We start from the raw sequence: 12,212 nt of genomic DNA, 5'->3' as shown, positions 1-12,212 counted from the left end.
TCGAGGAGACGAGTTGAGCCTCACCACGATCCTGGGCCGGACGGACGCCGGACCCCAGCCTTTCCGGCCCTTTCTGCTGGCCGAAATCTTCGACGTGCTCCTCGCGGAGCCCTCCCCCGTGCGCTTCACCGCGTACGACGGCAGTTCGACCGGACCGGCCGACGCCGAGATCACGGTCAGCCTGAACAACCCGCGGGCCGCGGCCTACGTGGCCACCGCCCCCGGGTCGCTGGGACTGGCCCGCGCCTACGTGAGCGGGGACATCCAGGTCTCCGGTGTGCACCCCGGCAACCCCTACGCCCTGCTGGCCGCGATGGACCAGCTGAAGTGGCGGCGACCCGACGTCCGGACCACCGTCCGGATCGCCCGCAGCCTCGGCCTGCAGCGACTCGTCCCGCCGCCGCCTCCGCCGCAGGAGGCGCTGCCGGACTGGCGGCGCACGCTGGAGGGGCTGCGGCACTCCCGGCACCGCGACGCCGAGGCGATCCATCACCACTACGACGTCTCGAACGAGTTCTACGAGATGCTGCTCGGCCCCTCGATGACCTACACCTGCGCCCTGTACCCGCACGAGGGCGCCACCCTCGAAGAGGCCCAGTTCAACAAGTACGACCTGGTGGCCCGCAAGCTCGGCCTGAAGCCGGGGATGCGGTTGCTGGACGTCGGGTGCGGCTGGGGCGGGATGGTCCGCCACGCCGCCGAGCACTACGGCGTGAAGGCCCTGGGCGTGACCCTCTCGGCCGAGCAGGCCGAGTGGGCCCAGCAGGAGATCAAGCGCCAGGGCCTGGAGCACCTGGCCGAGGTGCGCCACGGCGACTACCGGGACGTGACCGAGGGCGACTTCGACGCGGTCAGCTCGATCGGCCTGACCGAGCACATCGGGGTGGGCAACTACCCGGCCTACTTCTCGTTCCTGCGGGACCGGCTGCGCCCCGGCGGCCGGCTGCTGAACCACTCCATCACCCGGCCCGACAACATCCACGAGCCGCGGGTGCGAGGCGGTTTCATCGACCGCTACATCTTCCCGGACGGCGAGCTGACCGGCGCCGGGGGAATGATCGTGGCGCTGCAGAACGCCGGGCTGGAGATGCGGCACGAGGAGAACCTGCGCGAGCACTACGCCCGCACCTGCGCGGCCTGGGGAGCCAACCTCACCGCGAACTGGGACGCCGCGGTCGCCGAGGTGGGCGAGGCGACGGCCCGGATCTGGGGGATGTACCTGGCCGGCAGCAGCCTGGGCTTCGACAAGCGGCAGATCGAACTGCACCAGGTGCTGGCGGTGCGGCCGGACGAGCGGGGACGTTCCGACTACCCGCTGCGGCACACCTTCGGGGTCTGAGGTGGTCCCGGGCGGAGCGGAACGCGTGGCACCACGCCCTGTTCCGCCCGGTGCTCCGGTCGGGTCGCGCCCACGGCCGTCCGGGTGAACGCCAGACTCTCCGTGATCCGGCGGGTAGCCCGGAAGGAGTACGGGTGTCTCAACTGCTGCCCCGGCGCGGCCGATACGAAACACGGAACCGCTGAGTCCGCGGTCACCGAGCAACTGGACGGCCGTCGCAGTCCGGCCCCCGGAAACGGAGCGATCGTGCATGTGGCCCGCCAGGCGATCAACGACGCCAACGGCCACCTCTACGGCTACGAACTGCTCTTCCGCGGAACGGCCGGAGCGACCCGCGCGGACCTGGACACCGACGGCGCCACCACGCAGACCATCCTGGCCGCCTTCGCCGAGTTCGGCGCGGCCGAACTGCTCGGCGGAAAGCCCGGTTTCATCAACCTGACCCGCAAGTTCCTGGTCGGCGACCTGCCCCTGCCGTTCTCCCCGGACGCGGCGGTGCTGGAGATCGTCGAGACCATCGACCTGGACCCCGAGGTCGTCCTCGGGGCGCTGCGGCTGGCCGCCGAGGGCTACCGCCTGGCCCTGGACGACTTCACCTGGACCCCCGAGTCGGAGCCGCTGCTCGCGGTGGCCGACATCGTCAAGATCGACGTGTTGGCCATGACCTGGGACGAGGTCCTGTTCACGGTGGAGAAGTGCCGGCCGCACCCGGTCCGGCTGCTGGCCGAGAAGGTGGAGACCCAGGAGGTCTACGAGCGCTGCATCGCCGCCGGGTTCGAGCTGTTCCAGGGGTACTACCTGGGCCGGCCCGAGACCATGTCGATCGAGACGCTCTCCCCCGGCCAGCAACTGGCCCTGCACCTGATCGGGCGGCTCGGTGACCCGGACGCCACCACCGAGGAGATCGAGCGGGCGGTGCGCCTGGACCCGGCCATGGTCTACCGGCTGCTGCGGATCGCCAACTCGGCCTCGACCGGTTCCAGCCGGCAGGTCGCCTCGATCCGCGACGCCCTGGTGATGGTCGGGCTGAGCCGGCTGCGGGCCTGGCTGATCCTGCTGTCGCTGAACTCCGACGGACGCAGCGAGAGCCAGATGGTGGGCGCGCTGACCCGGGCCCGGACCTGCGAGCGGGTGGCCGAGCTGGGCCGGGTGGTCACTCCGGACACGGCGTTCACGGCTGGTCTGCTCGACGGCATCGCCGAGGGTCTCGGCCTGCCCGCCTCGGCGCTTCTGGACCGGATGCCGACGCTGACGCCCGAGCTCTCGGCCGCCCTGACCGGCGACCCCAGCCATCCGTTGCGCCGGTTGCTGACCGCAGTGCGGGCCTACCAGCACGAGGACCTGGAGGAAGCCGGCCGCGGCCCGGTGCCGCTGCCGGCCATGGCCGAGGCCTACCTGCAGGCCCTGGCCTGGACCACGGAGACGACCCGGGCCACGGCCCGGAGCAACCGCTCGACCCGGCCTGCCTGACTTCCGAGTTCAGGCAGGCCCGGGACGAGCGGCCGGTTCAGGTGGGTCAGCTGGTTCAGCCCTGGGTGCCGAACGTCTGCGTCCACCAGATGGTGCCGTTGTCACCGGTCACCGCGGCGACCCCGATGTCGTCGAAGGAGCAGTTGAGGATGTTCGCCTTGTGCCCGGCGCTGTTCATCCAGCCGTCCATGACACTGGCGGCCGAGGTGTAGCCGTAGGCCACGTTCTCGCCGATCGAGCGCCAGCCGGTGTAGCCGGCCGCGGTGAAGCGGGTGCCCAGGTCGGCCTCACCAGGCAACTGGTGGGACATCTGGTTGGCCGCCTCCATCTTCTCGGAGTGGGTCAGCGCCGCCTGGGTGAGCGCCTGGTCCTGGGTGACCGGCTCGCAGCCCGCCGCCGCCCGCTCGGTGTTCACGATCTTGATCACCGCGGTGGCCAGCGTGCTGTCGCCGCTGGGGGACGTGGTGGTCTCGTCCGGCGTGGTGGTCGGCGCTTCGGTGGTGGGCTCGGTGGTGGGGACGTCGGTGGTCGGCTCGGTGGTCGGCTCTTCCGGCGTGGTCGGGCCCGGGTCGGACGGCTCGGTGGTGGCGGTCTCGTCCGGTTCCGTCGGCTCGGTGGTCTGGGTCTCGTCCGGCTCGGTGGTCTCGGTCGGGCCGGTCGGCTCGGTGGTCGGCTCGGTGGTCGGCTCTTCCGGGCTGGTCGTCTCGCCCGGATCGGTGATCTCACCCGGCTCAGGGGTCTCACCCGGCTCGGTGGTGGCGATCGGACCGTGACCGTGACCGTGGCCGGGCCGGTGGTGACCGTGGTTGCGGTGCTTCTTGCGGCGCTCCTTCTTCCGCTCCTCCTGGGCCTTCTTGCGCTCGGCCCTGGCCTCGGACTTCGGCCGGGAGTCGGTGGCGGCGGCGCCGAGTTCGATGGCGTGAGTGGCGAGTTGGGCCCGGGGAGCCTCGGTGTCGTTGCTCAGCAGGCCGTTGCAGGCCCAGGCGGCGCCGCTGCCTCCGACGACGACTGCGGTGACAGCGCCGATCAGCAGCGGACGGAACTTCTGGTGACGTGTCAGGGACATGGCCAGCAGGTTTAGCACGAATGCCGGTTAAGGCGTTGTCATATCGTTACCTGTCGAATCGCCCCTAAACCCCGGTCGGCGAGCGCCTTTTCGCAGGCCACCGATGAGGATTGGTCAAGCCTGGGCCAGTGGCCCGTTAACTGCGCCCCGAAAGGTCTCGCCAAAAAACACGTCCGGCCCACCGGTGCAGTGAACCGGTGGGCCGGACGTGTTCGACCGTGATCGATCACCCGCCGCGGAGGAGCCGCAGCCAGTCGTACCGATCAGGCCGGGTTCGTGGTGACGACCAGCTCGACCGGGATGTTGTTGCGGGTGGCGTTGGAGTAGGGGCACACCTGGTGCGCGGTCTCGACCACGGACTCGGCCGTGGCCTGGTCCATCGCCGGGAAGTTGACCTTGAGCACGACCTCGAGGGCGAAGCCGCCCTGGCCGTTGGAGCCGATGCCGACCTCGGCCGTCACCGACGAACCGGTGGCGTCGGCCTTCTGCTTGCCGGCCACCAGACGGGCGGCACCGTGGAAGCAGGCCGCGTAGCCGGCCGCGAAGAGCTGCTCGGGGTTGGTCTTCTCGCCGCCCGGGCCGCCCATCTCCTTCGGCACCGCCAGGTCGATGTCGATGACGCCGTCGCTGGACTGGGCGTGACCACCCCGGCCGTCACCGGTAGCGGTAGCAACAGCGGTGTAAACAGCGGCCATGACAACTTCCTCCAAGGAATCGGACCGATCGTTCTGTCGTGGGCAACTCTCGCGTGCCGCTCCGGGATCTGTCAAGACGGAACGATCGGTCCGATAGACTGGGGTCATGGCAACGCGCGAGGCCGTCAGCACCGGTTCCACCCGCCCCTCGAAGGCACGCGAGCGCCTGCTGAGGACCGCGACGGCGCTCTTCTACACCGAAGGCATCCACGAGGTAGGTGTCGACCGCATCCTCGGTGAGGCTGAGGTCACCCGCTCGACCTTCTACCGGCATTTCCCCGGTAAGGAGGATCTGGTGCTCAGCTACCTGCGCTCGCTCGACTCCACCGTGAGGGCCAACGTGGAGCCGGCGGTGTTCGACCCGGACCCCCGGGCGCTGCTGGAGGCCCTGATCGGTGAGCACAGCGAGCGGATCTGCGAGCCGGGCTTCCGCGGCTGCGCGTTCATCAACGCCGCGGCCGAGTACCCGGACCAGGGCAGCCCGGTGCGCCAGGCGATCGAGGAGCACCGGACCTGGATGCTGGGCCTCGCGGTCGAGGCGTTCCGCCGGATCGGGCACTCCGCGCCCGACCGGGCCGGGCGCCGGTTCATGCTGCTGCGCGACGGCGCGATGATCTCGGGCTACCTGAACGATCCGGAAACCGCCCGGGCCACACTGCGCGAGGGCGTGGACGATCTGCTCACCGACGGCCGGTCGAGTTCGTGATGTCCCTCGGTTTTGCCACAATCCAGTGCAGACACCCGTAGGGCGACCTGAGGAGAACCGTGGGCGAGCGGAGCGAGGAGGTCCTCGACCGCACCCGTCGTCTGCTCACCTTCCTGGCCGCCACCGCCCGTGAGCTGACCGTCCGGCCGGTCCGCGACGTCCTCAGACCCGATCTTTCCGGTGGGCCGGCCGCTCTGCTGCCCACCGACGTCCCCAAGCACCCGAAGGTCCGGCTGGGCACCCCGGCCGACTGGCTCGAGGTGCGCAAGGTACCCCTGCCGCCCGAGCCGCCCCGCGTCCCCGGTGACCTGGCCGCCTACGTCGCCACACACGTCCGTGAACCGGCTCTCTCCCCAGGGGCACCGCCCGAACTGGAACTGCCCTTCCGCACCTGGCTGCAGGAGACCTGGCGCCCCTGGGCCGAAAGCGCGGCCAACGGCCAGCAGGCTCGTGACCTGTATGAGCGTCTCTTCGCCCTGCATTTGGAGGCCGAGCGCAAGCAGAGCACGCACGAACTGGTCTGGGGCCACTCGGTGCTCTCGTGGGACGTCGCCCTGGAGCAGATCCGGCATCCCCTGGTGCTCACCGGGGTGCGGGTCGAGCTGGATGCGGCCACCGGCGCCCTCCGGGTGGTGCCGGACGGGCCGGCCGAGCTGGAACTGGCTGCGCTCGAGGGTCTGGACCTTCCGGTGCTGGGCGACCTGAACCGGCTCACCGATCTCGACGACCTCGACGTGTGGGACGACGCGGCCCGCCGGGCTCTGCACGACCGTCTGCTGGCTCCTCTGCACCTGGACGCCGCCGTCGTCGCCGGCCCCCACATCGCCACCCCCGGCCCGGTCCCGGTGATCACCGACACCTGGGTGCTGTTCCTGCGCCGTCGGCCCACCCGGCACGAGCGCTTCTACCTGCAGCTGGCCGAGCGCCTCAAGGAGGACTCGGTGCTGCCGCAGGCGATGGCCGCGGTGGTGGCCGACGAGGACGAGCTCCGGGTGGCCCAGGACGAGCTGGGCCAGCGGCCCGACGACGCCACCTGGAAGGCGATCGGTGAGCGCCTGCTGATGCCGCTGCCGGCCAATGCCGAGCAGGAGCGGATCGCCCGGCAACTGGCCCGCGAGCGCGGGGTCACGGTGCAGGGCCCGCCCGGCACCGGCAAGAGCCACACCATCGCCAACCTGGTGAGTCATCTGCTCGCGCACGGCAAACGGGTGCTCGTCACCGCGCAGAACGAGCAGGCGCTGACCGTGCTGCGCGACAAGATCCCCGAAGAGCTGCGCGACCTGTCGATCGCGGTGCTGGGTTCGTCGGCCGAGTCGATCGAGCAGCTGCGCGGTTCGGCCCAGGCGGTGCAGGACATCGCCGCCCAGATCGACGTGGAGGCCGAGACCCGGGCGGTGGCCGGGCTGGAGGCCGAGCTCGACCAGGTGCGCGCGCAGCTGGCCGAGGTGGAGCGGGCGGTGCTCGAGGCGCTGCGCACCGAGGACGCCGAGTGGGACCTGCCCAGCGGGCCCAACGGCCGGGAACGCACGCCGCACCGGGCCCCGCAGGTGGCCCGCTGGCTCAGCGAGAACGAGCCGGAACTGGGCCGGATCCCGGACGAGCTGCCGGTCGACGCGGTGCCGCCGCTGACTCCGGACGAACTGAACCGGCTGTTCGAGCTGAGCGAGCGGCTCGGCCCGGGCGACGCCCACGCCCTGCGGACCACCCGCCCGCGAGGTGATCTCCCCACTCCCACACAGCTGTTCGAGCTGGTCAGCCGACTCGACCAGCTGCGTCAGGACGTGGCCGTCCTGGAACGCTCCGGGGTGGACGTGGGGGCGCTCGACGAACTGACCGCCGGGCGGCTGACCGAACTGCGGGCCGAGGTCGCCGAGGCGGCCGGGCATCTGGCCGGGCTGGAGTCGCCCGGGCTGGTGCGGATCCGTACCGAGGTGCGCGACTCCGAGGCCAGTGCCCGTTCCTGGGCGAACCAGGCCGAGCAACTGCGTCGCCGCAGCAGCGCCGCCGCCGATCTGCAGGCCGCCCTGTTCGGGCACGAGATCCAGCTCCCGCCCGGCGATCCGCACGAGCAGCGCCGCCTGCTCACCGAACTCGGGCAGAGATTCGCTGCGGGCAAGGGACTTCCGCGTTTCGGCGGGAGCGACCTGAAGCAGTTGCACGGGCAGGCCCGGATCGACGGACGGGCCCTGCGCACGGCCGAGGACACCGATCTGGCCGGCACCTGGCTGCAGTTGGAAGAAGAGCGCGCCGCCACCCGGCGCATGCTGGCCGGGCTCCCGATCGACGAGTCCCCAGCAGACGATTCCATCCACGGAACGACGGTTTTCGCCGAACAGCTCACCCAGGCCCTTTCGTGGGAAACCGAACGCCGACCCGCCCTCCTGGCCCGACTGCGTCCATTGGTACCGCAACTGGGCCCCGAACTCACCGCCGCCGACCTGACCACCCTGACCCGCCTTCTGGCCGCCGCCGGAGCCCGGACGCAGGAGCGGGCGGCCACCGCCGAACTCACCGCCCTGAGCGACGAACTGCGCCGAGGGGCCGACCGGCCCGCGGCATCGCCGCTGTTCAACGCCCTGCGCACGGCCCTCGACGAGCGCGACTGGGTGGCCTGGGGCGTGACCCTCGACGAGGTGGCCCGGCTGGCCGGACTGGAACCGGTGGCTGCCGAGCAGGCCGGACTCGCCGCCCGGCTGGCCACGGTGACCCCGGGCTGGGCGGCCGCGATCGTGAGCAGCAGCGCCGATCCGGAGGTGGTGGGAACGGCCGCGCGGGCGGCCCTGACCTGGCACTGGCGGATCACCGCGACCTGGCTGGACGCCCTGCTCCGAGCCGGTGACCTGGCTCATCGGCAGGCTCAGGTGATCACCCTGCAGCAGCGGGAGCAGGCGCTGGTGCGGCAGCGGGCCCGGCGCGGGGCGGCCCTGGGGCTGAAGCACAACCTGCGCGAGGTGAACCGCCGCGCACTGGCCGCCTGGCTGCGGGCGCTGGGCAAGCGCGGCAAGGGCACCGGCAAGTACGCCCCGCACTGGGAGAGCGAGGCCCGCCGGTTCATGCCCAGTGCGATGGGCGCGGTGCCGGTCTGGATCATGCCCGTGCACCGGGTGATCGAGAACTTCGACCCGCTCGTCACCCAGCCGTTCGACGTGGTGATCGTGGACGAGTCGAGCCAGTGCGACCTGCTCTCGGTCGGGGTGCTGGCGCTGGGTGCGAAGGCCGTGGTGGTCGGCGACGACCAGCAGACCAGCCCGGCCGCGGTGGGGGTGAACGTGGAGCGGATCATCCAGCTGCAGAACGCGCACCTGGCCGGGATCGGGGTGCGCAGCCTGCTCACCGCCGACCAGAGCCTGTACGCGCTGGCCGAGCTGATCTTCTCCAGCACGATCCTGCTGCGGGAGCACTTCCGCTGCGTGCCGGAGATCATCGAGTTCTCCAACCGCTACTACGACGGCGACATCCTGCCGCTGCGCGAACCGTCCAGCGCCGCGATCGGCGCTCCCCTGCAGCTGGTGCGGGTACCCGAGGGCGCCACCACCGGCTCGGCGGGCGGCGACAAGGTCAACCCGGCCGAGGCGGCGGCCCTGGTCGAGCAGGTCCTGGCCTGCCATCACGACAGCGCCTATGCCGGAATGACTTTCGGTGTGGTCACGCTGCAGGGCGCGGCCCAGGCTCCGCTGATCGAGAATCTGCTGCGCGAGCGGCTCGGTCCGGAGGCGTTCGCCGAGCGTCGTCTGCGGGTGGGCAGTCCGCCGGCCTTCCAGGGCGACGAGCGCAACGTGGTGTTCATCAGCGTGGTGGCCGACGACGCCACCTGGGCCGCCACCAAGAACGCGGACAAGCAGCGGATCAACGTGGCCGCCTCCCGGGCGCAGGACCAGGTGTGGGTGTTCCACACCGTGGAGCCGGGCCGCCTGCACGCCGACGACCAGCGCCGGGCGCTGCTGGAGTACGTGCGGGACGCGGGCCGTCGGGTGCCGCCGGCCGAAGGGCTGGAGGAACGCTGCGAGTCGGAGTTCGAGCTCGCGGTGCTGCGCGAACTACAGCAGGCCGGCTACCAGGTGCAGGTGCAGCACGCGGTCGGCCGCTACCGGATCGACCTGGTGGTGGTCGGGCGGTCCGGGCGGCGGCTGGCGATCGAGTGCGACGGCGAGCAGCACCCCGGCGACGAGGGCTGGGAGCACGGCCTGCGCCGCCAGCGGCAGCTGGAGCGGCTGGGCTGGACGTTCTGGCGAATCCGGGCCTCGGAGTTCTACCGCGAGCGGGCCGAGACGGTGGCCACCCTGTTCGAGCGGCTCGAGAAGCACGGCGTACGGCCCTATTCGGAGTCCGAGGGATCCGGGGAAGTGGTGCTGGAGTTGCCGGACCCCCTGCTCGACCATTCCTGACCGGCCCAGGGGTTGTAGTCGGCCAGAAGCTCCTCCTGGGGCGGCCTCTGGGCCTCGGGCACGTGCTGCAGGTTGATCCGGATGCGGTACCAGAGCGAGCTGCGCCCGCGCATGCCGTCGACCAGCACGTCGACCGGTTCCAGCTGGGCCGCCACCTCGGGGTACTTCGCCTTCCAGACCTCGAGCCACTCCAGCGCCTCGGGTTTCGTTCTGGTCCGGGCGATCTCGATCAGCGGCATGGTCGACTGCCGCCGGCCCACCCCCTTCGGCGGCTTCTCGGCCGGCCCGAGCTGCTTGGCCAGGGCGAGCAGGGCGTCCAGGGTGCCGCGCTCGTTCTCGATCCCGGCCCAGGGATCACCCTGCTCGGCGTACCGCGGCAGCACCGTGGCGATGGTCAGCTCCTCCATCCGGCAGTGCTCGACCTCGTCCCACCTGAGCGGTGTGGACACCCGGGCATCCGCGACCGCCCGCACCGACCAGGCCGAGGCGATCGTCCGGTCCTTGGCGTTCTGGTTGAAGTCGACGAACACCTGCGACCCGCGCTCCTCCTTCCACCACCGGGCGGTGGCCAGCTCGGGCACCCGGTTCTCCACCTCCCGGGCCACCGTCTCGGCGGCCAGGCGAAGATCCTTGTACGGACGGGTCGGCTCGACTCGTGCGTAGATGTGGAAGCCCCGCGAGCCGGAGGTCTTGGGCCAACTGGTCAGCCCGTGGTCGGCGAGCACCTGGCGGGCGACGAAGGCCACCTCCACCACCTGCCCCCACTCCACCCCGGGCATCGGGTCCAGGTCGATGCGCAGTTCGTCGGGCCGGTCGAGGTCCTCGGCCAGCACCGGGTGCGGGTTCAGGTCGATGCAGCCCAGGTTCACCACCCAGGCCAGCCCGGCGGCGTCGCGGATCACCGCCTCCTCGGCGGAGCGGCCCGAGGCGTATTTCAGCTCGGCGACCTCCACGAACGAAGGACGGTTGGAAGGCGCCCGTTTCTGGAAGAACGCCTCCTCGTCGATGCCCTTGACGAAGCGTTTGAGCACCATCGGGCGGCCGGAGACCCCGCGCAGCGCCCCCTCGGCCACGGCCAGGTAGTACTGCACCAGATCCAGCTTGGTCACGCCGGTGCCCCCACCGCCGGGACGTTCGGCCTCGGGAAACACCATCTTGTCGGGGTGCGTCACCGTCACCTCGTGCCCGGCGACCTCCAGGACCGTGCCCTTCTCCTTCGCCACCCGGTCAGGCTATGCCGCAGCGGCCGGATCGGCCCGGTTATTCGGCCGCGACCCCGTAGCTGCTACCGAGAGACCGAGAGGCTCACCGACGTCCTCTATCTGTGGTTTTGTCGGCATCCGAGTTCGGATTAGCCGAACCAGGCCGGATTAAGCCGAGTGGAGCACGGTGATGCCGCTTTCACTCCGGCGGCCCATGCATCTGACCGGCGAAAGCTCCTACCGTCCGGACATGCCCACTCTTCTGGATGTGCTGCCGCGCAACGTGGCGGCCGAGCGCGCTCGTCGCGGGTGGCTGCAGAAGGATCTGGCCAAGCAGCTCGGCTGGGGCGGCACCAAGGTGTCGGAACTGGAGACGGGCGCCCGCCGGGTGCAGGTCGACGAGCTCGGCCCGCTGTGCCGGGCCCTCGGGGTGCCGCTGTGGAAGCTGGCCGAGGGAACCGACCCCGAGGAGCTCGAGGCGCTCGGCCTCACGCCGCCGCACTGATCCCTGGTCGCGAGTTGTTGATCTCGGGGTGACGTCCTCCACGCCCGCTGTTATCGTCAGCCGGACGAAAGAGCGTCACTCGAAGGGACCCAGAGCCGTGTCCGGCAACGAGAGAACCGAGCGCTACGACCCGTCCAGCTATCCGCCGGTCGCGGTGACCGTGGACGTGGTGCTGCTGACGATCATCGAGGACAGCCTGGCCGCGCTCCTGGTGCGCCGGGGGGCCGAGCCGTTCAAGGGCACCTACGCGCTGCCCGGCGGTTTCGTGCAGCCCGACGAGACGCTGGCGACGGCGGCGGCCCGGGAGCTCAAGGAGGAAACCGGCGCCGAGGGCATGCACCTGGAGCAGCTCGGCACCTACGGCGATCCCGGTCGTGATCCGCGGATGCGGGTGGTGAGCGTGGCCTACCTGGCGCTGATCCCGAACCCGCCGGCGGTCGCCGGCGGCAGCGACGCCGCCTCGGCCGAGTGGTCGCCGGTGGCCACGTTCCTGGACAGCACGCTGCCGGACTCCCCCTCCCTGCTGGCCTTCGACCACAGCCGGATCCTGCGGGACGGGGTCGAGCGGGCCCGCGGCAAGCTCGAGTACACCGGCCTGGCCACGGCCTTCTGCCCGGAGGAGTTCACCGTGGGCGAGCTGCGCCGGGTCTACGAGATCGTCTGGGGGGTGGACCTGGACGCCCGGAACTTCCACCGCAAGGTCACCGGCACCCTCGGGTTCCTGGAGCCGACCGGCGAGATGACCACGCGCGGTGGCGGGCGGCCGGCCCAGCTGTTCCGGCAGGGGCCGACGCAGAGCCTGAACCCACCGATCCTCAGGCCGACGCCGACCGTGGTCTGAACT

Annotated in this window: 9 protein-coding genes; 6 read left to right on the top strand and 3 right to left on the bottom strand. The window is 71.1% G+C overall.

Annotated features, from left to right (window positions below):
* Positions 1 to 28 precede the first annotated feature (28 nt).
* Together LWF15_RS15615 and LWF15_RS15610 are read left to right on the top strand one after the other, a co-directional pair.
* Positions 29 to 1,339 carry a class I SAM-dependent methyltransferase gene (locus LWF15_RS15615; RefSeq protein WP_408623357.1) on the top strand — a complete coding sequence of 437 codons (1,311 nt, stop codon included), beginning with the start codon at positions 29 to 31 and terminating at the stop codon, positions 1,337 to 1,339.
* 246 nt (positions 1,340 to 1,585) lie between these two features.
* Entirely contained in the window at positions 1,586 to 2,809 is a 1,224-nt protein-coding gene (locus LWF15_RS15610) for an EAL and HDOD domain-containing protein (RefSeq protein ID WP_232811536.1), read from the top strand.
* Positions 2,810 to 2,864: 55 nt separating this feature from the next.
* On the opposite strand, the gene LWF15_RS15605 is transcribed toward LWF15_RS15610, so the two are convergent.
* Together LWF15_RS15605 and LWF15_RS15600 are read right to left on the bottom strand one after the other, a co-directional pair.
* Positions 2,865 to 3,875, bottom strand: a complete 1,011-nt coding sequence (locus LWF15_RS15605; RefSeq protein ID WP_232811535.1) for a CAP domain-containing protein — start codon at positions 3,873 to 3,875, stop codon at positions 2,865 to 2,867.
* 263 nt (positions 3,876 to 4,138) lie between these two features.
* Entirely contained in the window at positions 4,139 to 4,570 is a 432-nt protein-coding gene (locus LWF15_RS15600; RefSeq protein ID WP_232811534.1) for an organic hydroperoxide resistance protein, read from the bottom strand.
* Positions 4,571 to 4,676: 106 nt separating this feature from the next.
* Between LWF15_RS15600 and LWF15_RS15595 the strand changes: the two genes are divergently transcribed.
* On the top strand, positions 4,677 to 5,276 hold the full coding sequence (locus tag LWF15_RS15595; protein ID WP_232811533.1) for a TetR/AcrR family transcriptional regulator: 600 nt from the start codon (positions 4,677 to 4,679) through the stop codon (positions 5,274 to 5,276).
* A 59-nt stretch (positions 5,277 to 5,335) separates the two neighbouring features.
* Positions 5,336 to 9,661 carry an AAA domain-containing protein gene (locus LWF15_RS15590; protein ID WP_232811532.1) on the top strand — a complete coding sequence of 1,442 codons (4,326 nt, stop codon included), beginning with the start codon at positions 5,336 to 5,338 and terminating at the stop codon, positions 9,659 to 9,661.
* Here LWF15_RS15590 and ligD read toward each other — a convergent pair.
* The gene (ligD, locus tag LWF15_RS15585) at positions 9,592 to 10,884 is read right to left on the bottom strand and encodes a non-homologous end-joining DNA ligase (RefSeq protein ID WP_232811531.1); all 1,293 of its coding nucleotides are present in this window, start codon (positions 10,882 to 10,884) and stop codon (positions 9,592 to 9,594) included. The two genes, LWF15_RS15590 and ligD, sit on opposite strands and share 70 nt — an antisense overlap.
* A gap of 229 nt (positions 10,885 to 11,113) precedes the next feature.
* On the opposite strand from ligD, the gene LWF15_RS15580 reads away from it, so the two are divergent.
* Positions 11,114 to 11,368: a helix-turn-helix domain-containing protein gene (locus tag LWF15_RS15580; RefSeq protein ID WP_232811530.1), complete on the top strand. Its 255-nt coding sequence runs from the start codon at positions 11,114 to 11,116 to the stop codon at positions 11,366 to 11,368.
* 97 nt (positions 11,369 to 11,465) lie between these two features.
* Positions 11,466 to 12,209 (top strand): NUDIX hydrolase, encoded by a 744-nt coding sequence (locus tag LWF15_RS15575; protein WP_232811529.1) that lies wholly within the window; start codon positions 11,466 to 11,468, stop codon positions 12,207 to 12,209.
* The last annotated feature ends 3 nt before the right edge of the window (positions 12,210 to 12,212 follow it).

Origin of the sequence: Kineosporia rhizophila (assembly GCF_021277265.1) — a bacterium.
In the GTDB taxonomy this organism is placed as follows: domain Bacteria; phylum Actinomycetota; class Actinomycetes; order Actinomycetales; family Kineosporiaceae; genus Kineosporia; species Kineosporia rhizophila.
The sequence above is the reverse complement of the archived record's forward strand: the minus strand, read 5'-3'. Positions and strand labels throughout refer to the sequence as shown.